Source organism: Nitrosomonas sp., assembly GCF_040240425.1.
Classification (GTDB): domain Bacteria; phylum Pseudomonadota; class Gammaproteobacteria; order Burkholderiales; family Nitrosomonadaceae; genus Nitrosomonas.
Map to the genome: position 1 here is coordinate 72,799 of NZ_QPHG01000010.1, position 23,372 is coordinate 96,170.

Genomic DNA, 23,372 nt, shown 5'->3' on the forward strand with positions numbered 1-23,372 from the left:
GTTATGAATAGACCGCCGATTGATGCTGAAACCGATAATCCTGACATAACTGAAATCATTCAGGAGAAGCTACTCGATGCAGAAATACCGGGCTTCCAGGCTGAATTTGATCCCTTCGAGGCTGAGCGGCTGGGCGCATTTAAGGAAGACGCCTTGAGTGAAAAAGATGCGCTGGATAGCACAATTGATCATACAGCGGAGGTTGAAGATGAAAGAGACTAAGAAGGCTTTTCATGAACAAGTCGCCGAGAATCTGATTGAGCAACTTAAAAAAGGGGTCGCGCCCTGGCAAAAGCCGTGGGAACCCGGTGATTTGCTGGCTGTATTACCTGTCAATCCAACAACGGGCAAGCGCTACCGGGGCATTAATAGCCTGAACTTGATGAGCCGTGATTATGCCGATCCGCGCTGGCTAACATACAAGCAAGCGATAAGCCTGGGCGCACAGGTACGCAAGGGTGAAAAAAGTACGCTCGTTCAATACTGGAAATTTACCGATGAACGCATCAAAACCGATGACAACAATAATCCTGTACTCAATACTGAGGGCCAGCCCATTAAAGAACAGGTCATGCTTGAACGCCCCAGAGTGTTCTATGCCGCCGTATTTAATGCTGAACAAGTGGATAATCTGCCAGAACTCAGTATTAAAGCTCCTGACTGGGATCCGCTGGAGCGAGCTGAACACATATTGCAGGCATCCAATGCCATGATCCGTCATGGCGAAGCCGACAATGCATTTTATCGACTATCAACAGACAGTATCCACTTGCCCCACAAACACCAGTTTCCGACACCCGATCGCTATTACGCAACAGCACTACATGAACTGGGTCACTGGACCGGTCATGAATTGCGGCTCAATCGTGACTTATCGCATCCATTCGGTAGCGAAGGCTACGGCCGCGAAGAATTACGCGCCGAGATTGCCAGCATGCTGCTCAGCGGTGAATTGGGAATTAGTCATGATCCGGGGCAGCATGTGGCTTATGTGAGTTCATGGATCAAAGCATTGCAGGAAGATCCCACAGAGATATTCCGTGCCGCCGCAGATGCTGAAAAAATCCAGGATTTTGTACTGGTATTCTCACAACAACAGGAAATTGGGCAGAAAATTGCACAGGGAATTGATAAGCAGGAGGCAACCAAAATGGAACAAATCAAGCAAAACACCGCAGCCTATTTACAGAATCTCTCACCTGATCTTGCAACTACAGTTTCCGGCAATATCAAACGGTTTAATGACTTGACACAAGGTATGCCCATCAAAGATCAAGATGCCATCACGCTGGTAGCAGATGCACTCAAATTTTTGAGGGGCGGCGGCATTGATAACCTAGAGTTTGAAGAAGTGGCTCAAGACAAACTGGGCTTTAGCATTCCGGCTAACTGGAATGGACAAATCCAGGCACAGGGTAACGTAATTCAAACCAATGAAAATGGTGTTAAGTCTGTGGTATCCGCCCATTCGCTGAATTGTGAACCGCAATTTTGGGGTGTGACTATGCAGCGTGATGATCAGACTTTCCAATGGGTGAAAGACTGTGAATCCAAACAAGAAGCGCAAGATTTGAAGGATCTGCTCGCACTTATTGATGTCGCTGCAGAACAAAATGAACATGAAAAGGCCGTCAAGCTTGCCAACATCCATGAAAATAGAATTCGAAATGATCCAATTAGTACTGAAGTATCGATATCACGAGCCAAGACCGAGCAAAACGATGACAATGCTCGTCAATATTTGATTGTTCCTTATACGGAAAAAGACTTGGCAAAAGCTGCCGGAGCTTGCTGGGATAACAAGGCCCGTGCCTGGTATGTAGGGCCAGAAGCAGATATTCAAACATTGCAGCGTTGGCTACCGAAGAATGTTTCCAATCAGCTGGAACCGGCTATCGATTCTGTGAGTGAATTTGCTGACTTGCTGCGCGTACAAGGTTGCCGGGTTGATGGCAATCATCCGGTGATGGATGGCAGCAAACACAGAATTAAAGCCGAAGGTGATAAATCGGGTGAGAAATCAGGTTTTTATGTGGCGCATCTGGATGGTCATCCTGCCGGATATTTCAAGAACAATCGAACCGGTATCGAGACGCGCTGGAAGGCCAAGGGGTATTCGTTAACGGATGAGCAAAAAGCAGAATTGATCGCCCAGGTCGCTATCAAGCAGCAAAACAGAAAAGCCGAACAACATGCGAAACAAATTAAGGTTGCTAATGCAATTCAAAACTTGCTGGCTATTGCACCTGCTGCCGATTCCGAGCATCCTTATCTGAAAGACAAGCATGCCCGACCAGGCGATCTGAGAATCGTGCCGCAGAATGCGGATGATTTACCCCATGATTCAAGCATCAAAATTGGTCAGAACTGGCAGGAAGTCAAATTGCTGCGCGAAGAACACCCTGACAGCATTGTACTGACAGCAGGTGATTTGTTGCTGAGCGCACAAGATATTCATGGACAAATCTGGAGTGTGCAAACGATACAGGCGAGTGGTACAAAGCTTTTTGCAGCGGGTAGTAGGAAAGAGAATAACTTTCATGTAGTTGGTGGTAAGAATCAAGGATTAGTAGCACTGGACGCAACACCTGTCATTGTGATTGCTGAAGGTTATGCCACCGCAGACACGTTATCTCAAGCACTGAATTATCCTGTCATGGCCGCATTTGATTCGGGTAACTTACCCAAAGTCGCGCAGGATTTGCATGAAAAGTATCCGCATAAGACCATCATTATTGCCGGAGACGATGATCATCACCTGGAATCCACCCTTGGTAAAAACCCCGGCAAGGAAAAAGCGCTTGAAGCAGCAAGTTTAGTTGATGGTGTGGCGGTATTTCCGGTTTTTGCTCCTAATGAGAAGGACTCAAAGAAATTAAATGATTTTAATGATCTGGCCAATAAAAGCTCACTTGGTATTGAGGCAGTTAAACGACAAGTTGGATCGGTTGTTGAAAAAGTATCGCAGCAGGCTAAACAGAACAGCTTATTGAAGTTACAAGTCCCTATTGAACCTAAGCAGCAGGAAATCAAGCAAAAACGGGCATTGGTCAGGTAATAACATAAAGAGGTGTCATTATGCGCGATAATAGGCTGAAGATTCTAGGAACCCCATCCAATACTGATGAAGGTGATCTTTATGAAAACATTGAAACTCGTCCCGGTACTACCGAAAAGCAAAAAGAAGCAGGAAGAGGTGCCTATACAGAACTGCTTGAAGCTCATGCTCGATGGGCAGGTGGCACCTTACTGGGTTGTGATTTCCCGAAAGACTTCCGAGAAAAAGGAGGAATCACCTTCCTGAATCAGCCCATCAAGTCAGGCCATGATCTGGCAATAATGGCACAAATATTACGCGACCCGCGTTATGAGACGCTGAGAATCTTCTATACCCGTATGAATCGTATTGTTCATCATACTGCTGTGAGTTCAAGATTGCCGGGTGCAGTCTATCTGGAAAAGATTGGACATGCCAAACATGATCTGGGCATTTTGGTAGAAAAGACCAGGCGACATGTTAAAGCCGATGGTTACTGGTTGTTGCATAATCATCCATCGGGTCATGCTACGCCATCGAGTCAGGATGTCAGACTCACAGAAATAATCGCATCATTTGTTCCGAGTTTCAAAGGCCATGTGGTTATTAATACCAGTCAATACAGTGTCATTGATAAAGACGGTCATGTCGATTTTGTGGATTGGATGGGTGATCAGGCAGGCGGTTATCAGAATAACCACTATAAAAGTCATGAATTGCTCTTGGAGAAAATAGCCTCACCGGAGGATCTGGCAAAGATAGGCCATGCTTTAAAAAAAAGAGATCAGTTTTTTAACCTGATAGGCATCAGTGCAGCAGGATTTGTTTTGTCGTTAAGTGAGTTACCCCTATCTGTACTGAATCGTCCTCAAAATCTACTTCTGGCGCGACTACAAAATTTTGCACGCAACTCCGGCGTCAATACGGTATTTGCCATCACGAATGCCAATGATTACAGGCACCCGGTATTTTCTAAAGCCTGTGAAGTTGGCATATTAAAAGATGTGCTAACCGTAGAGGGCTCTGATTATCGCTCATTGCGGGAAGAAGGGTTTTTTGCGTCGATATCCAGTGAAATAAGCGCCATTTTTAGGAAACCCAGAACCTTTGTGAAGGAAGATGGCGGATTGGGCAAAGGCAAAAGTCGTATACGCTGACAGTTATTCGGTATTTGATATCTATAGTATACTGTAATGATCTTTATATCATTACATGTGTACTATAGTATTCATTATGTCTGTCAGATCATTTCGTGTTGAGCAAATCCTGAAGAAACTCGGTAGTGATATTCGTGACGCTAGAAAGCGCCGGAGAATTACTGTGCAATTGATGGCTGAGCGCATGGGCGTGACACGAGTAACAGTTGCAAAAATTGAACGCGGCGAACCAAATACCAGTATGGGCAATTACACGATGGCGCTATATATCCTCGGTAAAGCCGATGAACTCGAAATGCTCATGGATCGTACCCATGATTCTCTCGGTCTGGATCTGATGGATGAGAAACTACCCAAACGAATCAGGGTTTCTAGATGAATGATACGCACCTGCTTATCTCATTAGATTGGCAAGGACAATTGCATCGCATTGGTCACCTGGAAATTCATAAAAGCCGTGGCAGGGAAAATTACCGCTTTATCTATGAACGCTCCTGGATCAAACACCCCAATCGCTTTGCCATTGATCCAGAACTCCCTTTACTGGTTGATATGCCGTATTTGAACAACCACTTATGGGGTGCCTTCCAGGATATTTCGCCGGATCGTTGGGGCAGGTTGGTTCAGACACGCGCAACCGGTATCTTTTTAAGTGACAGTGACTATATGTTGGGCGTCAGTGATTACATGCGCATGGGTGGACTTCGTTTAAGCCACAATCATGCGCCTGACGTGTTTCTTGCAGAACATACGAATATCCCAAAGCTGATTCATATGCGTCAACTTGAAACCGCAGCCAGGCATTTTGAGAGCGGTATCGAAACGGCCGCTGATCTTGCCATCCTTGCGCAGCCTGGCTCATCGCTTGGCGGAGCGCGGCCTAAAGCGGCGATTGAAGATGCCGGTGAACTCTGGATAGCCAAGTTTGCTTCACAGAACGATACCGAACGAATCAGTTTATGGGAAGCCGTTATGCTGGATCTTGCACAACAAGCCGGAATTGAGGTAACAGCATTCAAGGTTTTAAATGCGAAGAGTGATTCGCCGGTTTTGCTAGTCAAGCGATTCGATCGTGAGAAAACACTGCGTACCCCTTTTATGTCGGCCATGACACTATTAGGACGCAATGAAGATACCAAGGAAGGTGCGAGTTATCTGGAAATAGCGGATGCAATTAATCGTGAATCTGCACAGCCTGCACAAGACCGCCTGGAATTATGGCGGCGCATGACATTTAACGCCATGACCGGTAATATTGATGATCATCTACGCAATCATGGTTTTCTGCGTGTTTCCCAGGGATGGCGGCTGGCACCTGCCTATGATTTAAACCCAACCCCTCAGCCTTTTACCCAACGAGTGCACCAACTGGCGTTTAACCAAAGCGTTAAACCATCATTAGATACCTGCCTGGAGCTGGCAGAATACTTTGCATTAAATCAATCAGTAGCCGACTTGGCATTACAAAAGATTGGAAAAAGTCTGGGTGATTGGCAGCTGACCGCAAAGCGTCATCAATTGCGCAGCGACGAAATCAAACGTATGTCGCCATCCTTTGAGCATGAAGCTAGTCAACGGCTAATTTCAATGGCCACAAAAACAATTTCACGTTCACGCAGCAACTAATGGCCTGGTTATTATGTGCGGCGGTATTGAATATTAGGGCGAAAAGATATATTTCCCGCAACCGGATGCACACTTGCCAGTGCGGCTACGAGATGGCAATGTTACCTGGATAACGTGGGGTAGACGCAAGGATGAAGTCATCGGCAAATTTCCGAATGGCGGTTGGGCACGACTGAATTCCATCAAAAGCGGAAAATGGAAACCCTGGCACCCCCGACCGATTTTAATCTCTTCCGGGTTTAATTCCTCGCCCCTTGGGGCGAAGGCTGGTTGAAAACCAGCAGTCTGAAGAGCACTTTTAATACCTCGCTGCTTGCGGCGGGGTGCTTTATTCGCTGCTGACCAGTTCATGGAAACCACTTCATGCTGAGAGTGGTAAATTTTGAGCGTTGATTAGCACGTAAGAACAAATGATGCTTAGTTCGACACTGAATTACATCAGTTCAATGAAGTTTGAGCAAACTGGCTTCTGGCACAGTTGAAAAAGACCGCACAATAAGCGCGTTAAGATGTACGAATTACCAGGGCAAGGCCGGTATTCGTTTGCAATGCAACATCAGCATTGATTGCAGCTGTTGCACGCCGCTTGACATCGCACGCGTTGTTCTTCACATCTCAGCAAAAACGTGAGAAAATGAATCTATTCCACTTTAAAAAATAAAAATTCAATTAATATCAATTTTTTAAAAAAATGTTGGACGAAATTAATGAAATTCAATCTGATTTAGCCCAGTTAATCAGGCTTGCACTCGCGGAGCAGACCGAGGACGTGCGGCTGTTCGTCGCCCGGCTCGTGCGCAAGTATCGCAATACCGATCCTGAGCTGGCTGAACAGATGGATCTGTATCTACGTGCGAAGGCGCCTCGCTCAAGCACTCCTTTGCGTAAGGCCGCCGCACAACCAGTGTTACCGACGCAGACTTTGCCGGTCGACGACGAATCGAGATTGTCACTGCTGAAGGTTTTCAAGGACGAACCCAGTCGCGAGCAGCCCCTTCTCTCGCTTGACCTCGAAGAAACCTTGAGCCAACTGATCCAAGAGCGCCGTCAAACGGAGCGTCTGGCATCAATGGGCCTAAGCCCAACACGATCCGCCATTTTTGTGGGGCCGCCAGGTGTCGGCAAAACGCTCACGGCGCGTTGGTTAGCCTCGCAATTGGGTGTGCCGCTATATGTGCTGGATCTAACTGCCGTCATGAGCAGCCTGCTCGGACGCAGTGGAAGCAACCTGCGTGCCGCACTTGATTTCTCGAAACGTGACCCTTGCGTATTGCTGCTGGATGAGATCGACGCCATCGCCAAGCGCCGCAGCGACGATGCCGATATCGGCGAGTTGAAGCGGTTGGTTACCGTCATCCTGCAGGAGGTCGATGAGTGGCCTGCCACGGGCTTGCTGCTGGCTGCTACCAATCATGCAGAGCTGATCGATCCTGCGTTGTGGAGACGCTTCGATCTTGTGATCAATTTCAAGGCGCCCGCAATGCCGGCCGTCAAACAGGCGATTAAGCGCTTTCTGGGCCAGGACTATGCGCTGTTCGGGCGCTGGATCGATATTCTGGCCTTCGTTTTCAATGGTGAGTCATTCAGCGACATTGAACGGGATCTTCAGCGTTTCCGACGTGCCGTCGCGTTGAGTACTGCCTCGGACGCCGACCTGATCGAAGAATTCGTCAAATCACGCGCACTCGTCCTGGAGCGTCAGGGGCGTATTGATCTGGCGGTGTTGCTAGCCAAGCAGACTCGTCTTTCGCAGCACACGATCTCCGACATCACCGGAGTGAGCCGCGACACCATCCGAAAGTACACGAGCGAGCAACCGCCCATCGCCAAGAAACCCTCAAAAAGAAAGCCTGACGCATGAGTCAAACCAATTTTCTGATCGGGCGCGGCGAACTGCTGACCCACGACATCAAGGGACCAAAACGCATGCCGGGCAAGGCAGTGGTCTATACCCTTGCGCAAGCCTTGCAGCGGTTAACACCTCAGTTCTCAGCGACTGCGACCGCGCTCGATGCCTTACCTGCACATGCCTGCCCCGGTGACTTCGGTGTTGCCCGGCTGATGATAAATCCCAGCTACATCGCTCGGTCGTTTTTTCCGGTTGCGATGTTGCGCACGGTCGGCTTGGAGTCGGTCGGTAGTCGTACCGTGAAGGTGACGCCCGACGGCTGGACCAAGAAGGGAGCGCCGCAGGAATGCACGACGACCGAATTGTTCGTCGCCGGCAAACGCCAAGTGTTTCGCCATCTCACTGACTGGACCCAACAGATCGAGCTCGAATCTGATGAGGCGCTGGACCTGACACACATTGAGCAATTCTCCGTATTCACACCCCATGACCGCATTGCCGACTATGGCAGCACCAGGGATCGCTTCTTCGAGGTGGGCATCCATTTGCTGCCTGATGAAAGCCGCATGTTCGTCCAGCAAGCCTTCGTGAAATATGCTAAGGAGGTGAGCGTTAAGGTTCACAGCAACCTCAGCTTTACAGCGGGCAACCTGTGGTTCGTGCCGGTCGAAGGTAAGCATGACGACATCGAACGGCTTGCCGAATTCGTGTTCGTGCGCATCATCCGCCCGGTGCCCAAGCTGCGTGGCATGCGGCCCGTACATCGCACAGGCGAGGTGTCGGTCAGCTGCAACCTGCCGGCCGAGCAGCCGCTATCGTCCGAGCCCAAGGTCGCCATTCTTGATGGTGGCTTGCCCAAACAGCATGCGATTGGCCCGTGGCTCCGCTCGTACCGCGTCCTGGACGAAGACGCGCAGGACGATCCGGCAGGTTTGGAACATGGCCTTGCCGTCAGCTCCGCATTCCTGTTCGGTCCCATTCAGCCGAACGGCACTGCCGCCCGTCCCTTTGCTTATGTCGATCATTTGCGTGTGCTCGACAAGGACGCCGGCACGGAAGATTCACTGGAGTTGTACCGGACCTTGGGCTTCATCGAACAGGTTCTGCTCTCACGGCAGTACCAGTTCATTAATCTTAGTCTCGGCCCGAATTTGCCGATCGAGGATACCGATGTACACGCTTGGACGTCGGTCATTGACGATCTGCTGAGCGACGGCGACACCTTGATGACCGTGTCCATCGGCAACAATGGCCAGATGGACCGCGCCTCCGGTAATGCACGCGTGCAGGTGCCTTCGGACTGTGTCAACGCACTGGCGGTCGGTGCTGCCAACGATACCGAGGCGGACTGGGCGCGCGCGCCGTACAGCGCGGTAGGCCCCGGTCGCAGCCCAGGAGTCGTCAAACCGGACCTGATGGCCTTTGGTGGTAATGCTGATAACTACTTCCACGTACTTTCTCCAGGCAAGAAAGCGGCACTTTCGCCCCAGTTGGGTACCAGCTTTGCTTCCCCGTACCTGCTACGCAGTGCGGTCGGTATTCGATCCATCCTAGGCGCGGAATTGTCGCCGCTGGCGATTAAGGCGCTGTTGGTCCACGCGGCAGACACCGCGACGCACGACAAGCTTGAAGTGGGCTGGGGCAAGGTGCCTGAGGACTTAATGAGCATCATCACTTGTCCAGAGGGCGTAGCACGCGTGGTCTACCAGGGAGAACTGAAGCCGGGTAAATACCTGCGCGCCTCGTTGCCGTTGCCCGTCCGTGGCCTAAATGGCAGCATCCGCCTCAAGGCAACCTTCTGCTATGCCTCACCGACCGATCCGCAGGACGCAGCCGCGTACACGCGTGCGGGCCTGGAGGTCGTATTCCGTCCCAGCGACGAGAAAATCAAGGACGGTAAGGCCAACGCCGATACCAAAAGCTTCTTCGATATGAAGAAGTATGCGACGGAAGAAGAACGGCGCTCCGACATGGGCAAGTGGGAAACAGTCTTGCACAGCGCGAAGAATATGCGCGGCAGCACCCTCAAAAATCCGGTCTTTGATATCCACTACAACGCACGTGAAGCAGGCGGTCGAGCCACCGGCGCCGAGAAGATCCGGTATGCGCTGATCATCACCGTCGAAGCCCCTAAGCATGCCGACCTCTATAACGAAATCTTGCGTGCCTACGCGAAAACGCTGGTGCCAATTCAGCCGCAAGTGTCGCTGCCGATCCGTGTCCGGTAGATCGGTGGGCACGATGTTGACCCTTTCATTATCGATTGAGCTACCTGTAACGGAGACAACGAATGCCGGAACCCCTTAAACAGAGAAAGAGGGACGGTACCTCGTATGAGCGTCCTCCCGAGATTGAAGCGTGGCTTAAAAAGCTGGAAACGATTGAGGTCGCAGAGCGACTCAGACAATTTGCGACGCAGTCCAGGAAGAGCATCGGGCATGTGCCGTCGGAGGCACTGATCCACTTTCTGCGAAGAGCTTGGACAGACGGAAAGCAGGGGGATTTTGAAAAGATATTCCGCATTCTTATGAAACGGATCGAGCAGTCGCTGTGCTTAGTTGTCTCTGATTCATGCATGGCTGGTGCCCGAGGCATTCGGGAAGAGATCATGGATCAATTCGCGGAACAAATCGCCAAAGACTGTAAAGGATGCACTGGTCTGCTGGATTTCTATGAAATCCGCTTCGGCAAAGCATTCGCGGCTTTCCGTACGTCCGCTTTGCGCCGGATTGGTCCGTCGGCAGTAGACACGGTGCCTTTGGGCACGGATGAAGAGGATGGCTTGGAGATTTCGGCCGAGGTGGAGGCCGCTGCTGCTGACTTTCTAGGTGGTGATCCTGAAAAACTTGACGATCCGGCTTTCCGGTTGGAGCTAACTGCCGCGATTGACCGTTTGCCAGATGATCAAAAGCAGGTCATCGGGCTACGACTACAAGGTTTTCAGATTGATTCCAAGGATAAAGACATTATGACCATTGCACGCATTCTGCAGTGCGACGAAAGGACGGTTCGCAACCGCCACGATCGCGCCTGCAAGGCGCTCAAGGCCATTCTTCAAGAGGAAAATGCACAATGACTGTCGAACAATACTCAAAACCCAGTGAGGAAGAGGTTCTTCTGGCTTTTGCCGTTGAACCGACGCACAACCACAAGACGTTGGAGAAATACCTGAGGGAGTACCCGGAGCATGCGAAAGCACTCGTCGCCTGCTCGATTGAATTGATGGTGGATGCAACTCGTAGTGACGAGATCACAGTTGTCTCAGGAGGCGCCGTAGATCGGGCTTGGCAGCGGTTCCAAACTGTCGTCGGGCAATCCGACGACGTGGTGGTCACAAACCCGTTTGCCACGCTAAATCCAACCGCTTTCAGATCGCTCGCAAAAAAACTCAATATCACCCCCCTGCTGCTAGCACGCCTACGTGATCGGGCGATCGTCGCAGCAACTATACCGGGATGCTTTGTTGAGGGACTCGCAGCCGAATTGGGCGCGACCGCAGAATCTGTTATGAGCTATCTGCAAAGTCCGCCAGCAATAGTGTCCGGCCATAGCTTTCGATCAGCCGTGAAGCCGGCGGTCACTGAACAGATTTCTTTTACAGAAGCGATTGAGATGTCTCAACTCACGCCAGCTCAACTGGAAGCCCTCAAGGCACTACAGGGCTAGGTCATGGACGCGACCGAGGCCGCTCGTCGAGAAGCAGAGCGCATTCATCAAGCGGCGGTCGCAGCAGGTGATGATCCGTGGAGATTGCTCGATTTTGTCCGACGGGAAGCGGTTCGAAGAGAGTTAGATGTGTATGCCTTACCGTCAGGTGACTCCCAACTGAAAGGGGGGCGCGCGGCCTTCGACAGTCAGGCGGGAATCATTCTGTACGAAGACACGGGGTCCGAATTCGACCGTGCTTTTCTCATTGCCCATGAACTCGGGCATGTTGTGGTGGAGGGCGGCACGCAAGACGTTGTGACAGAGCAAGTCGAACCAGAACGCTCTGTCGAGGATGCACCGGTCGGCATTGAAAAGGTGCTCGACTATGGCGCGCGGGAGCGGCGGGAAATCCGGATGGATCTCTTTGCCCGTGAACTCCTACTACCACGTTCGGTGGTCCGACATCTACATGTGTGCGATGGATGTTCTTCGGCAGACATTGCCACACGCCTCGGTGTGCCGCTGCAGGTGGTTCAGCAACAACTTCTGGATGCGCTGTTGCTGCCAGAGGATTCTTCGACCGAGTCATTCGCCGTTCCTGCCGAAGCGTTGGTCCCCGACTCAACTCAGATTGCGGCAGCAGAACATCGCAATGGTGCGTTTCAGTTGCAAGCCGGACCTGGCACTGGTAAAACGCGAACGCTTGTGCGTCGTATCGAGAGCTTGCTTGCCGAAGGTGTGGACCCCGTATCTATTCTCGTCCTCACATTCTCCAACAAAGCAGCCAATGAACTGAGCGAGCGACTGGCCGCGAGCAACCCCACTGCTGCCGCAGCGATGTGGATCGGCACGTTCCATGCGTTCGGTTTGGATATTGTTCGCCGCTTTCATGATAAGTTGGGACTGCCCTCTGATCCACGTCTGGTCGATCGGTCGGAAGCAATCGGGTTGCTCGAAGATGAGATGCCACGGCTTCCGCTTCGTCACTATCGCAACCTGTGGGATCCGGCACTCGATCTCAGTGACATGCTCCAGGCGATATCGCGCGCCAAGGACGAGGTCATCGATGCGGTGGGATATCGAACTTTGGCACAGGTAATGGCAGATAACGCGGGTCATGATGAAGACGCAACCATGCGTGCGGAGAAATGTCTGGAGGTCGCGTTACTGTTCGAAACCTATGAACGACTAATGGCAGCGAAGCAATTGATCGATTTTGGTGATTTAGTTGCGCTACCGGTGCGTCTGGTTGAAACCGACGCCGAAGTAAGAGTGGCGCTGAAGGTGCGACACCAGCATGTCCTCGTCGATGAGTATCAGGACGTCAACCGTGCTTCGGTGCGTTTGTTGAGAGCCATCGTGGGAGACGGCCGGAATCTTTGGGTTGTGGGAGATGCGCGCCAATCCATCTATCGGTTTCGTGGCGCATCGGCCACCAACATGGCGCAGTTCGCTGTGGATTTCCCAGACGCGCAGATGCGTCAGTTGGGAGTTAACTATCGCTCGGGACGAGAGGTCATCGAGGTTTTTACAGCATTCTCCGGCACGATGAAGGCATCGGCGGATGCTTTGCCGCTGCAACTGATGGCTGATCGTGGCGTCTTGAATGTCCGACCAGAATTTCGGGTGGCCAGATCAACTGAGGATGAAATTTCTGCAGTTGCTGCCGTGATCCAAGCGCAGCAGAAGGCAGGAATTCCGTACCGCAAGCAGGCGCTACTTTGTGCATCCAATGCCCGCCTGAGTGAAATCGCTGAAGGCCTTGAGGCCAGAGGCATTCCGGTGCTGCACCTGGGCAGCCTCTTTGAGCGTCCAGAGATCAAAGACCTGCTTGCATTGCTTTCGATGTTGACGGACCCGCATGCAGTCGGACTGGTGAGGGCCGCCACTATGTCGGCGCACGAGATGCCGTTACAAGAGGTCATGCAAATCATCGAGCATCTCAGAGAGAGCAAAGCTGCTGCTCTCTACTGGAGGCAGGCTGGTGAGAAGCTGCCGAGTCTTGCGGCAGAAAGCCAAGCTGCGTTGTCACGTGTAGCCGACCTTTTTTCTGGACTGAACCCGATGGGCAACCCTTGGACGATCCTGACCACGTGGGTGATCGATCGGCTCGAACTGGCGAAGACTTTGCATTTGGCGCGCGACCCGCAAAGTCGAATGAAGGGTTTGGCGTTGTGGCAGTTCCTCAACTTCTGTCGCAGCCAGTCATCGGAGGCTGGCATTCCCAGTGTACGCCTGCTCGATCGCATTCGCCGACTGGTCCTGCTGTCAGAAGATCGCGGCTTGCGACAACTGCCGGGAGTTGCTGAAAGCATTGATGCGGTACGGCTAATGACCATCCATGGCAGCAAAGGTCTCGAATTCGACATCGTGCATATCCCCGGCATGGTGACCTCCGGTTTGCCACGCAACAACATGGCGCCACGCTGCGTACCGCCGGACGGGTTGATTCACGGTTCCCAGGGAATGACTGGATTAGAGGCGGTAAAGGCAGGGCACGACGAGGAAGAGGAATGCCTGTTCTTCGTCGCGCTGTCACGTGCCCGGGATCGGCTTTTTCTCTATGCATCATCGGTTCAGGCCGACGGCAAGGTACGCAATCCTTCAAGATTCATTCCGTCGATCAATCACCTACTTGTCCATCCCGCCAATCCTGCGCAGCGGAACCGAGCGGCGAGACCGGCAACTACCGTCGGAATTACTTGGGAGGAAAAGCCAGTCTGGACCGAGAACCAAGTGAACCTGTTTGAGCGATGCCCTCGTCGGTTTCTGTACACGCACATACTCAAGCTCGGCGGGCGTCGCACGGAAACAGCTTTCATGAAGATGCATAACGTAGTCAGCGACGTGTTCGATTGGCTAAAGACCGTTCACGAGACGACAACTCCGAGCGAATCCGAACTTAGTTTGCGCTTTGAAGAAGCGTGGCAAGCCAAGGGTCCGGCAGATCATGGCTACGCAGAAGACTACCGCCGCATCGGTCGCCGCCTGGTCGACTACCTTATCGAAACCCGAAGCAATGGAATCCGCTCTCCGGTCGCGCCGCTCTCACTGGGTTGGGCCGAGGGCGATATCCTCGTCAAGCCGGATAGCGTGGCTCGAGGTGATCGAGGGCAGATTGTGGTGGGGCGGGTCAAGACCGGCAAGCCGCGATTGAAAGCTTTTGACGATATCGAATACACGATTCTCCATCTCGCTGCCGTGCAAGCCTACGGCGGGCAGACGCAGGTTGAAGTAACATATTTGACCAGCGAGACGACAGAGTCGATGTCGATTTCGGCAAGGAAGCTTGAGACCCGACGTCAGAAAGTTCAGAACATTGTGCAGAGCGTCCGCTCAGGTGATTTCCCGTTGAAGGCAGAAGCGCGGGCGTGTCCGCGCTGCCCTAGTTTCTTCATCTGTGGTGAGCTGCCGGACGGTGCCGTCACTATAAAAAATTTGTAGATAGCTTTCCGGTTCTGAAATGTGCTGCGATTAACCAACTGAAGGCCAGAAATCTGCAATCCCGCAGGGCCAACAGAAAGGAAATCACATGCAAACTACTACTTCTACCGGCGATGGCCGGATTCCTGCCGATGATGTTGGTGCGGCAATTTGCCGTACCATCAACGTCGCCGATCAAACCTTAACCTATCGTCAGTTTAGTATCGATGACCTCACTCCAACCGGCGCACAGCTCGCTATCGTCGCTGGCTTCAAGTCGATCGATGGAGTCAGCGTGCTGCAAGTTCTGACAACCGGCGATCTGGAAGACGTTCGTCCCAACGAGGCGGTGGACCTGCGTAGGGAGGAGGGACGCTTCATCATCGTCGAGAGCGATCGCGCTTACCGATTGACAATCGACGGTCATCGTTTCGATTGGCCTTGCCGCATCGTTTCGGGAGGACTGTTGCGTAAGCTTGGCCAAGTGCCGGCTGACAAGGTGATCTACTTCGAGCGGCAGGATCAACCGGATCGCCAAGTTGACGATCAAGACCTCATCGACCTCGACGCTGCTGGTGTCGAGTCCTTTATCAGCCGCAAACTCACCTGGAAACTGAATATCCAGGGCGTCGTGCTGGAGCTTTTCGCACCGACCATTGTGGTGCGAGAGGCGCTGGTTGAAGCCGGGTTCAACCCCGACCAGGGCTGGCATATTTTTCTCAAAATCGTCGGTCAGCAAAAACAACCAGTCGAACTCACCACCGTGATTGACCTACGCACGCCAGGTATTGAGAAGCTGCGACTCACACCGAAAGACGTCAACAACGGCGAAGCGCCAGTTATACCTTGCCGTGCGTTCGCTCTACTCGACATTGACGAGGCGCATCTCAATCGCCTTGGTCTGAAGTGGGAAACACTCGTCGAGGCCGAGCGCCGCTGGCTTCTCCTCCATGACTATCCGTTGCCGGTCGGCTATACCGTTTCCCACAGCAAAATAGCTTTGGAAGTTCCTCCCACCTATCCCGGCGCGCAAATCTACGGTTTCTACGCTTATCCGCCGCTTGCATTGTCGTCCGGTCGCGTCATCGCGAGCACCCAGCTTCGAGGTGTGCTACTCGGCGTCGAATATCACGGCTGGTCTCGCAATCGCGGCCCTGCGGCACCTTGGAATGCTAATACTGACAACGTGATGACTCAGATCGCACTGGTAGATGCTGCCCTCGCCAAGGAGGTTGATGAATGATTCCCGAGACCACTTTGGCTTTTAGTGGTGCCCTTCATGCACAGACGAAGCAGCACCTGTTTCCAGGAGACGATCTGGAAGCAGCCGCCATCTTAATCTGCACCCGTACACCAGGCTCGCGGCAGCGCTTTCTGGTTCGAGATATCGTTTTTATTCCATATGCCGCCTGTAAGCGTCGGGAGTTCGATGCCATCACGTGGCCGGGCGAATACCTCGAACAGGCTATCGACATAGCCGAGTCGACAACCTCTGTGATGATTCTCATCCATTCGCATCCCGGTGGACTGTTTGGATTCTCCGACGCAGACGACGAGAGCGATCGTAAGGTCATTCCCAGCTTGTTCCACGCGTTCGGGTCCCTGCATGGCTCGGCCATCATGACCCCTGACGGCGCGATACGCGCACGACTATATGATCCAAGCCTCCAGGCACGCGCAGTCGATCTTGTGACGGTCGCAGGCGATGATCTGTGCTACTGGTGGGATGACAAAGCCGACTTTAACGGCCCCGAGGATCGGCCTGTCGCCTTTACCAGTGGAATGACTGCCGAACTTGGCCGACTTTCGGCCTCGGTGATTGGTGCATCCGGGACGGGTTCGGTTACAGGTGAGCAACTCGCCCGTCTTGGATTTGGACGTGTTTTCGTAATCGATTACGACCATCTCGAATGGAAAAATCTCAACCGTATCCTAAACTCGAAACGCGCCGACGCCGACACGAACCGCCTAAAGGTTGAAGCTTTTGCCGAAGCTGTGACAGCCTATCGCGGCGAAGGCGTGGCCATCCCCGTACCTGCGTCGATCACAACACGGGATGCAGTGCTCGCGGCTGCTCAATCCGATGTTGTTTTCTGTTGTGTCGATACCCTCGAAGCCCGACAAATAGCAGACCTGATCGCGGCAGCGTTCCTTCTGCCGTTGTTTGACGTCGGCGTCGTCATTCCCGTGCGCAAAAAAGGCGATGCGTTCGCAATCGCAATCGCCGATGTATGTGGCCGTATCGACTATATCCAGCCCGGTGGCTCAACCCTGCAGGACCGTGGTGTGTACACACCTGAGAGCCTCCGCGGTGAGTATCTTCGGAAGGTGGTTCCTGATGCGTACCAACAAGAACTCGACGCCGGGTATCTCAACGGGATGGTCGAGGAAGCTCCAGCGGTGATTACGCTTAATATGCGTGCGGCATCGTCCTGCGTGAATGAATTTATATCGCGCGCCTTTCCCTTCCGATTGGAGTCCAACCGTCTCTATGCTCGCACGCAGTTCAGTCTGGCGGCCTGTGAAGAAGAATACTTTGCCGAAGATGTATTCAAGCGAGCACCGAATCGACTCCTCGCGCGAGGCGATACCGAACCACTGCTGGGCTTGCCGGCACTCAAGGCGCCCATGCGATGATAATATCGAAAAAGATAATGCGGTGGTGGCGTCACTTATGGGCTCGGTTCGGTCCGTGCCGGAGACTGCGCATCATTGAGGGCGATAGTCTGCCTCCTCAACTACCCAGACAGGATCTTGTTCTCGCACGAGATGATGGAGAAGACTGGTGTGTAGGCATGCGTTGTCCGTGCGGCTGTGGTCAGGTGATTGAGCTCCTAATCATTGCCGAGGCGAAGCCGCGATGGGATGTGTCGATTGATGCCAAGGGCAGGCCCACGCTTACTCCGTCGGTTTGGCTAAAGAAGGGCTGTCGTTCTCATTTTTGGATTCGCGGAGGCCGTATTCATTGGTGCTGAATGGGATTGGAGTTGCCCCCTTAGAACGGACACATTATGTTCGGGGTGGCCAATACTGTGCGTATGATTACCAGAATCTGTTACAACAATTTGGCATGATCGCTTCCATGAGCCGTAAAGGTGATTGCTATGATAATGCTCCGATGGAAAGCTTCTGGGGGGATACTTAAAACCGAACTGGTTGCCTCATCGGAGATTCAAAACACGGCAACAAGCTATTCAGGAGATTACCGAATATATCGATCTTCCATAACAGGCAGCGTAAGCAAGAAAGATTAGGCTATCTGTCGCCAGCACAATTTACGTAGCGATACTATGCAAATCTAGCCGCTGCTTAAACGAATGGACTCCAGTTTTGACAGCAAACCTCATCATAAATTAGGCTGATTTTCATGGAGCCCCTGATGCAAAACTCAATGCTGCTAACTGGTAAATCCTCCATATTGTTCGGCAAAATTTACCCAATTAAATTTTTAATATTCTTTTATTCTTAGGCGTATCTATTAGGGTTAATGTAGCTTTTTCCCCATCATACGTAATAGCCACATCTTTGCCAGCAACTGGTTTACCATCAACAGAATTTAATTGGTGCACAATAAAATCCTTTTTGACCTGCTGATAGAACACAGCATTGTCTTTATCAACATGAATGATTTGCCCTTCATACCGATTTTTATCAACAGGTGTTTTAGCTAAATAAATGTTGTAAACACCCGGCTTGATACCTTCATCAACCTTCTTGATAGTGCCCATCGTTTCCCATTCATTATTGTTTTGAGTTTGTAGAATCTTTTGTCCATTCATTACAATCATTCGTAGCTTTTGGGGTGTCATCATTTCAAATTAGTTGTGTAGCACTGATAGCAAGTCAAAATTATCCCGCTTCCTGTTGTCCGGCAATTTCTTCCAGTATTCTCATGAGATCGAAAGACTCTGATCTTTCCATGCCATGCAAAAAAGCAATCAATTGCAGTGCGCCGCTCCCCTTGGCTGAGAAGCTGCCATCCTGCAGCGCTTTGATGGTGAACTGAACGATATTTGGGCAATTTCTGCCTTGCTCAAAATAATCACCAATCTTGGTTTTTAGTAACTCTTTATTATCGTTAGATAGATCACGCATTAAATCCTGTGGTTTGCGTTTGTCTTTTTTAATCAGATTGTAAATAGAGTCCAGCAATGAAGGCGAGTCACCTTTTTTTTGATCGTTGTAACTAGCTGAGGTGGTATTCGATTTGCTTTCAGCATTGGATGCTTGATCATCCGCAGAATTAGACGGGGGCGTTTTTTTCAGCTTTAAGAATTGACTGAATTGGTATACATCCAATCGAGATATTTCTTCTTGCGTACTGAGTGCCAGCCAAGTGATTACTTCCTCTTTATTGGCTTTATAGAGCCTTGTTAAATCATAGAGTGCTGTGACATCGGTGCAGCGGCCTGACCGGTACACTTCACCTAAAGGATCAGGCAAATCAAGAAGTGCGGCATGCATGGTGATATAAGGATTGGTTTTGCCAATCAGCCTGGCAATTTCAGACTTGGTTTTGCCGCCTGCAAGTTGTCGCCCAATAAAGTCAGCAATCTCTCTGGAGGTTAAATCATCTCTTTGCAGATTCTCGATTACCTGATCTGCTTCACTGTAATCGGTGTCAATGAATGCTGGAATCTTTGTTAATCCGGCATTAATGCTGGCACGATAACGTCTTGCGCCATGATTAATAATGTAGGTTCCCGGTTTATCCGGATTGGGGCGTACCGATATCGGTGATTTTACTCCACGTAATTTAATCGTCTCCGTTAATTCTCGTAACGTTTCCTGATTAAATTCCTTCCGAGGTTGATGGATATCTTCGCTGATCAGCGTGATGTCAATTTCTGTTGCACCGATAGGTGCAGCAAGCCCTTTTTTATTTTCCTTTTTTCTTTCTGTCATTTTATCTTGGCCTAACTTGCGCTCGTTATACCAGGCAGAAATATTTATTTGGATTAAATAATTCCACCAATCTATGATTAGAAAGCCAAGAACTATGGATGCAATCATTAAAAAATAAAACCGCGCAAAAAGTCGTCTTTGCACTTTCTGTGTTTTTGTTCTTCTTGTTCAGTTTATTATTGAATGCTTAATCTCTCGTATCAGAAAACCGCAAACGTTTTCAGATTCTCCAGATGTTCCATCAGTTACTCATCCATCCTCTATTCATATTATTCTAAGGTAGCTATTAATATTAAGTATATTGATATAAATCAATGATGTGATAAATTTAAAGTTTAAATTTCTATTTTAAGCCTACTATTAATAATTATCTATGGAATATGTATATAACGAAACTATTATTTAGCCCTCCATTGAATTAATGAATTTATATTTTTATTTTGAATTAAAATAGCAGCAATATTACTGCAAAACAATGGTGCTGATTAGTTAAGCTGCTTAAACCCTAAAAATGACAGGGCTATTATATGTACAATTTAATCTTAATCACAAATATTTTGCGTATCCTTGATGAAAGGGATATGACCAAATCAGAATTGGCAGAGAGGGCGGGAGTTTCCATCTCTTTTTTTACTGATCTGACCAATGATAAAGCCAATCCATCACTCAGAATTATAGAGGCAATCGCAGAAGCACTTGAGACTCCACTGCCAATGCTATTGGATAGTTCGGATATGAGCTCGGCTGATCTTGAAGCATTAACCAATCGAAAGCTAAAGCATTTGCCTAAAGGCTTCGTCTGGAAAGGGGGCGTTCTGAGTGAATTTGAGGCGTATCAGGTTGAGCAATGGGATAAAAAGAACAGGGCGTTTTTATTAAAAAATAAAAGTAAGAAATAAACAAAGTAATAAAAAGCAGTAAAAAAGTATTGCACAAAATATAATTACGTTATATTGTAATGTCATGTGTAAGTTGTTGGAGTATTCGCATGACGCTGCAAGGTCAATTACCTCACATCACAACAGTTAAAGATCGCGCCAAGAGCAAGCTGGAGCGAGATGCACGGGAAATACTGTCCGCATTGCAAGATCCTGAGACGGTTGAAATCATGGTCAATGCCGATGGTCGTATCTGGCAGGAGAAGCTGGGTCAAAAGATCCAACATGTCGGAAATATCCAATCTGCCCAGGTTGAAGCGGTCATCAAAACGGTAGCAGGTTTCCACGGCAAGGAAATCAATCGATTCAACCCGATGATCGAAGGCGAATTCCCGCTCGATAATTCGCGCTTTGCCGGTCAGCTACCCCCCATTGTTTCATCCCCCACATTTGCCATCCGTAAAAAAGCCATCAAGATTTTTACCCTTGAGCAGTATGTAGAAACTGGTGTGCTATCGTCCAGACACTCTGATGTCATAAAAGATGCCGTGCTCCAGCACCGCAACATTTTGGTCATAGGTGGCACCGGATCAGGCAAGACCACTTTGATTAACGCTATCATCAATGAAATGGTTCGCAGTGACCCGGATGAGCGCATCTTTATATTAGAAGATACCGGCGAGATTCAATGCGCTGCCCAGAATTTTGTTCAGTATCACACCACGCTCGATGTTGACATGACACAGCTGTTAAAAACAACCTTGCGCATGCGCCCGGATCGCATTCTGGTGGGCGAAGTCAGAGGAGCGGAAGCACTGGATTTGCTCGATGCCTGGAACACTGGCCATGAAGGAGGGGCTGCAACTTTACACGCCAATGATGCGATGTCCGGACTCACACGTCTGGAATCCCTGATCTCACGTAATCCTTCGGCGCCGAAAGAAATTATGCCATTGATCGCAGAGGCGGTTGATATGGTCGTGCATATCACGCGCACACCCAACGGCAGAAAGATCCAACAGATTATCGAAGTACAAGGTTTTAAAAGAGGAAGTTACCAAATCAAGAAGCTGTAAATCACCCATAGGAGCCAATCTATGAAACTGATTCATATCAAGGATATCTCTCCATTCGTTTGTTTCTTCTCAATTGCTTTGTTGTTTGCGCTGTTGTTTTCAACCGATGACGCACAAGCCGCTGTTGGTGCAGGTGGCGCGCTTCCTTATGAAACCTGGCTGGTTAATCTCAGAAATTCCGTCACCGGCCCCGTTGCTTTTACGCTATCCATTGTCGGCATTGTAGTTGCAGGTGGTATTCTGATCTTCGGTGGCGAACTTAATGCTTTTTTCCGCACATTGATTTTTATCGTGCTGGTCATGGCATTACTCGTGGGTGCCAACAACATCATGACCAATTTGTTCCAGGGCGCGGTTATTCCGGGTGAAATATCCCAAGACCAGATAACAACCCTTAATTCACAGAAACAGGAGGCAAACTCATGGCGCTTCGAACCATACCTATCCGTCAATCGGGTAACCGTCCTAACCTGTTTATGGGGGGCGACCGGGAGCTGGTTATGTTTTCTATCCTGATTGCAGCCACTTCGATTTTTGTGGCTATGGAAATTAAGGCCACACTTTTCGGCATAGCACTGTGGATCTTTGCACTGTTTGCGCTACGACTGATGGCTAAAAATGATCCGCAACTGCGCCATGTGTACCTGCGCCAAACGCAATACAAAAAATACTATCCGGCGCGCAGCACTCCTTTTTATGACAATACCCGCCAGCAGGAGAAACAGCACTCATGATTTCCGCCATCGCAATTCTTATCGCAATGTGTGGTGCTGTGCTGCTTCTGATACTGTTTATCCGTATCCGTGATGCCGGCAAAGAACTAAGACTGGATCAACATCGATCCAAAGAAATGGGCTTTGCTGATCTGCTGGTGTATGCGGCGGTGGTTGAAGATGGGGTGATTGTGGGCAAGAACGGTTCATTGATGGCCGCCTGGGTATTTAGCGGCGATGATACGGCCAGCAGTACCGACATTGAGCGTGAACGGGTGTCGTTTCGAATTAACCAGGCTTTATCTCGATTAGGCAATGGCTGGATGATTCATGTGGATGCCATCAGAAAACCCGCGCAAGGTTATTCAGAGAAAGCGCACTCCAATTATCCCGATCCCGTGACCGCTGCCATTGACGAGGAGCGGCGCAATCTGTTCGAGTGTATCGGCAAAATGTATGAGAGTTGCTTTATCGTATCACTCACCTACTTGCCGCCAATGCTGGCGCAGCGCAAGTTTGTAGAATTGATGTTTGATGATGAGGCCCAAGCACCGGATCAAAAAGCCAGAACACAAGGCTTGCTGGAATATTTCCAGCGCGAATGTGCCAGCTTTGAATCGCGGTTATCCAGCGTATTTTATCTGTCGCGTTTAAAAAGCCGCAAGCTGGTCAATGAAGATAATACCACCATCACCCATGATGATTTCTTGCAGTGGCTGCAATTGTGCGTGACCGGCCTGGATCATCCGATGGTTTTGCCTGCCAATCCCATGTATTTGGATACGCTGCTCGGCGGCCAGGAAATGTGGGGTGGAGTCGTACCTAAAATTGGCCGTAATTTCGTCCAAGTGGTATCGATTGAGGGTTTTCCGCTCGAATCTTCACCCGGCATGTTGAATCTATTGTCAGAGTTGCCAGGAGTATACCGCTGGTCATCGCGGTTTATCTTTATGGATACGCATGAAGCAGTCAATCATCTGGAGAAATTCCGCAGACGCTGGAAACAAAAAATCCGTGGCTTCTTTGACCAGGTGTTTAATCTGCAAAGTAGCAACATCGA

General features: G+C 50.3%; 20 protein-coding genes and 1 pseudogene. 19 read left to right on the forward strand and 2 right to left on the reverse strand.

Features of this window, described 5'->3' with window-relative positions; translation table 11 throughout:
• The first annotated feature begins 3 nt into the window (after nt 1–3).
• The 14 genes and pseudogenes from DU481_RS05630 to DU481_RS05695 all read left to right on the forward strand — a co-directional run.
• Nucleotides 4–222 carry a conjugal transfer protein TraD gene (locus DU481_RS05630; RefSeq protein ID WP_350133264.1) on the forward strand — a complete coding sequence of 73 codons (219 nt, stop codon included), beginning with the start codon at nt 4–6 and terminating at the stop codon, nt 220–222.
• Nucleotides 209–3,058 carry a zincin-like metallopeptidase domain-containing protein gene (locus DU481_RS05635; RefSeq protein ID WP_350133265.1) on the forward strand — a complete coding sequence of 950 codons (2,850 nt, stop codon included), beginning with the start codon at nt 209–211 and terminating at the stop codon, nt 3,056–3,058. The genes DU481_RS05630 and DU481_RS05635 overlap by 14 nt, the downstream gene beginning before the upstream one ends.
• Before the next feature lie 20 nt (nt 3,059–3,078).
• Nucleotides 3,079–4,194 (forward strand): JAB domain-containing protein, encoded by a 1,116-nt coding sequence (locus DU481_RS05640; protein ID WP_350133266.1) that lies wholly within the window; start codon nt 3,079–3,081, stop codon nt 4,192–4,194.
• Nucleotides 4,195–4,270: 76 nt separating this feature from the next.
• Nucleotides 4,271–4,573, forward strand: a complete 303-nt coding sequence (locus DU481_RS05645; protein WP_350133267.1) for a helix-turn-helix transcriptional regulator — start codon at nt 4,271–4,273, stop codon at nt 4,571–4,573.
• The gene (locus DU481_RS05650; protein WP_107803122.1) at nt 4,570–5,820 is read left to right on the forward strand and encodes a type II toxin-antitoxin system HipA family toxin; all 1,251 of its coding nucleotides are present in this window, start codon (nt 4,570–4,572) and stop codon (nt 5,818–5,820) included. Before DU481_RS05645 ends, DU481_RS05650 begins: the two co-directional genes overlap by 4 nt.
• 691 nt (nt 5,821–6,511) lie before the next feature.
• Nucleotides 6,512–7,681, forward strand: coding sequence for an AAA family ATPase (locus DU481_RS05655; protein WP_350133268.1), 1,170 nt, complete (start codon nt 6,512–6,514; stop codon nt 7,679–7,681).
• The gene (locus DU481_RS05660) at nt 7,678–9,897 is read left to right on the forward strand and encodes a S8 family peptidase (RefSeq protein WP_350133269.1); all 2,220 of its coding nucleotides are present in this window, start codon (nt 7,678–7,680) and stop codon (nt 9,895–9,897) included. The genes DU481_RS05655 and DU481_RS05660 overlap by 4 nt, the downstream gene beginning before the upstream one ends.
• A gap of 62 nt (nt 9,898–9,959) precedes the next feature.
• The gene (locus tag DU481_RS05665) at nt 9,960–10,745 is read left to right on the forward strand and encodes an RNA polymerase sigma factor (protein ID WP_350133270.1); all 786 of its coding nucleotides are present in this window, start codon (nt 9,960–9,962) and stop codon (nt 10,743–10,745) included.
• The gene (locus DU481_RS05670) at nt 10,742–11,335 is read left to right on the forward strand and encodes a hypothetical protein (RefSeq protein ID WP_107803126.1); all 594 of its coding nucleotides are present in this window, start codon (nt 10,742–10,744) and stop codon (nt 11,333–11,335) included. Before DU481_RS05665 ends, DU481_RS05670 begins: the two co-directional genes overlap by 4 nt.
• 3 nt (nt 11,336–11,338) lie before the next feature.
• Nucleotides 11,339–14,761: a UvrD-helicase domain-containing protein gene (locus DU481_RS05675; protein ID WP_350133271.1), complete on the forward strand. Its 3,423-nt coding sequence runs from the start codon at nt 11,339–11,341 to the stop codon at nt 14,759–14,761.
• Nucleotides 14,762–14,849: 88 nt separating this feature from the next.
• Nucleotides 14,850–15,983, forward strand: a complete 1,134-nt coding sequence (locus DU481_RS05680) for a multiubiquitin domain-containing protein (RefSeq protein ID WP_107803128.1) — start codon at nt 14,850–14,852, stop codon at nt 15,981–15,983.
• Entirely contained in the window at nt 15,980–17,377 is a 1,398-nt protein-coding gene (locus DU481_RS05685; RefSeq protein WP_107803129.1) for a ThiF family adenylyltransferase, read from the forward strand. Before DU481_RS05680 ends, DU481_RS05685 begins: the two co-directional genes overlap by 4 nt.
• 17 nt (nt 17,378–17,394) lie before the next feature.
• Nucleotides 17,395–17,715, forward strand: a complete 321-nt coding sequence (locus DU481_RS15565; protein ID WP_107803149.1) for a ubiquitination-like system serine protease family protein — start codon at nt 17,395–17,397, stop codon at nt 17,713–17,715.
• Nucleotides 17,716–17,747: 32 nt separating this feature from the next.
• A pseudogene (locus tag DU481_RS05695) lies at nt 17,748–18,023 on the forward strand (IS3 family transposase); the annotation flags it as partial.
• A gap of 157 nt (nt 18,024–18,180) precedes the next feature.
• Here DU481_RS05695 and DU481_RS05700 read toward each other — a convergent pair.
• Both DU481_RS05700 and DU481_RS05705 read right to left on the reverse strand, forming a co-directional pair.
• Nucleotides 18,181–18,552, reverse strand: coding sequence for a KfrB domain-containing protein (locus DU481_RS05700; protein WP_350133272.1), 372 nt, complete (start codon nt 18,550–18,552; stop codon nt 18,181–18,183).
• Nucleotides 18,553–18,589: 37 nt separating this feature from the next.
• On the reverse strand, nt 18,590–19,645 hold the full coding sequence (locus DU481_RS05705; protein ID WP_350133273.1) for a ParB/RepB/Spo0J family partition protein: 1,056 nt from the start codon (nt 19,643–19,645) through the stop codon (nt 18,590–18,592).
• A gap of 527 nt (nt 19,646–20,172) precedes the next feature.
• Between DU481_RS05705 and DU481_RS05710 the strand changes: the two genes are divergently transcribed.
• The 5 genes from DU481_RS05710 to DU481_RS05730 form a co-directional block, all read left to right on the forward strand.
• Entirely contained in the window at nt 20,173–20,544 is a 372-nt protein-coding gene (locus tag DU481_RS05710) for a helix-turn-helix domain-containing protein (protein WP_090321015.1), read from the forward strand.
• An 89-nt stretch (nt 20,545–20,633) separates the two neighbouring features.
• Nucleotides 20,634–21,599: a P-type conjugative transfer ATPase TrbB gene (gene trbB / locus DU481_RS05715; protein ID WP_350133274.1), complete on the forward strand. Its 966-nt coding sequence runs from the start codon at nt 20,634–20,636 to the stop codon at nt 21,597–21,599.
• Between the two features lie 21 nt (nt 21,600–21,620).
• Nucleotides 21,621–22,115, forward strand: a complete 495-nt coding sequence (locus DU481_RS05720; RefSeq protein WP_350133275.1) for a TrbC/VirB2 family protein — start codon at nt 21,621–21,623, stop codon at nt 22,113–22,115.
• Nucleotides 22,076–22,333 (forward strand): conjugal transfer protein TrbD, encoded by a 258-nt coding sequence (locus DU481_RS05725; RefSeq protein ID WP_258192991.1) that lies wholly within the window; start codon nt 22,076–22,078, stop codon nt 22,331–22,333. The genes DU481_RS05720 and DU481_RS05725 overlap by 40 nt, the downstream gene beginning before the upstream one ends.
• A partial coding sequence (locus tag DU481_RS05730) for a VirB4 family type IV secretion/conjugal transfer ATPase (RefSeq protein WP_502889916.1) occupies nt 22,330–23,372 on the forward strand: 1,043 nt, incomplete at its 3' end. The genes DU481_RS05725 and DU481_RS05730, both read left to right, overlap by 4 nt.

Excerpts from the sequence above, each read along its gene's own strand:
- DU481_RS05630 (WP_350133264.1), top strand. The coding sequence starts at position 4 with ATGAATAGACCGCCGATTGATGCTGAAACCGATAATCCTGACATAACT.
- DU481_RS05635 (WP_350133265.1), top strand. The coding sequence starts at position 209 with ATGAAAGAGACTAAGAAGGCTTTTCATGAACAAGTCGCCGAGAATCTG.
- DU481_RS05640 (WP_350133266.1), top strand. The coding sequence starts at position 3,079 with ATGCGCGATAATAGGCTGAAGATTCTAGGAACCCCATCCAATACTGAT.
- DU481_RS05645 (WP_350133267.1), top strand. The coding sequence starts at position 4,271 with ATGTCTGTCAGATCATTTCGTGTTGAGCAAATCCTGAAGAAACTCGGT.
- DU481_RS05650 (WP_107803122.1), top strand. The coding sequence starts at position 4,570 with ATGAATGATACGCACCTGCTTATCTCATTAGATTGGCAAGGACAATTG.
- DU481_RS05655 (WP_350133268.1), top strand. The coding sequence starts at position 6,512 with ATGTTGGACGAAATTAATGAAATTCAATCTGATTTAGCCCAGTTAATC.
- DU481_RS05660 (WP_350133269.1), top strand. The coding sequence starts at position 7,678 with ATGAGTCAAACCAATTTTCTGATCGGGCGCGGCGAACTGCTGACCCAC.
- DU481_RS05665 (WP_350133270.1), top strand. The coding sequence starts at position 9,960 with ATGCCGGAACCCCTTAAACAGAGAAAGAGGGACGGTACCTCGTATGAG.
- DU481_RS05670 (WP_107803126.1), top strand. The coding sequence starts at position 10,742 with ATGACTGTCGAACAATACTCAAAACCCAGTGAGGAAGAGGTTCTTCTG.
- DU481_RS05675 (WP_350133271.1), top strand. The coding sequence starts at position 11,339 with ATGGACGCGACCGAGGCCGCTCGTCGAGAAGCAGAGCGCATTCATCAA.
- DU481_RS05680 (WP_107803128.1), top strand. The coding sequence starts at position 14,850 with ATGCAAACTACTACTTCTACCGGCGATGGCCGGATTCCTGCCGATGAT.
- DU481_RS05685 (WP_107803129.1), top strand. The coding sequence starts at position 15,980 with ATGATTCCCGAGACCACTTTGGCTTTTAGTGGTGCCCTTCATGCACAG.
- DU481_RS15565 (WP_107803149.1), top strand. The coding sequence starts at position 17,395 with ATGCGGTGGTGGCGTCACTTATGGGCTCGGTTCGGTCCGTGCCGGAGA.
- DU481_RS05700 (WP_350133272.1), bottom strand. The coding sequence starts at position 18,552 with ATGATGACACCCCAAAAGCTACGAATGATTGTAATGAATGGACAAAAG.
- DU481_RS05705 (WP_350133273.1), bottom strand. The coding sequence starts at position 19,645 with ATGACAGAAAGAAAAAAGGAAAATAAAAAAGGGCTTGCTGCACCTATC.
- DU481_RS05710 (WP_090321015.1), top strand. The coding sequence starts at position 20,173 with ATGTACAATTTAATCTTAATCACAAATATTTTGCGTATCCTTGATGAA.
- trbB (WP_350133274.1), top strand. The coding sequence starts at position 20,634 with ATGACGCTGCAAGGTCAATTACCTCACATCACAACAGTTAAAGATCGC.
- DU481_RS05720 (WP_350133275.1), top strand. The coding sequence starts at position 21,621 with ATGAAACTGATTCATATCAAGGATATCTCTCCATTCGTTTGTTTCTTC.
- DU481_RS05725 (WP_258192991.1), top strand. The coding sequence starts at position 22,076 with ATGGGGGGCGACCGGGAGCTGGTTATGTTTTCTATCCTGATTGCAGCC.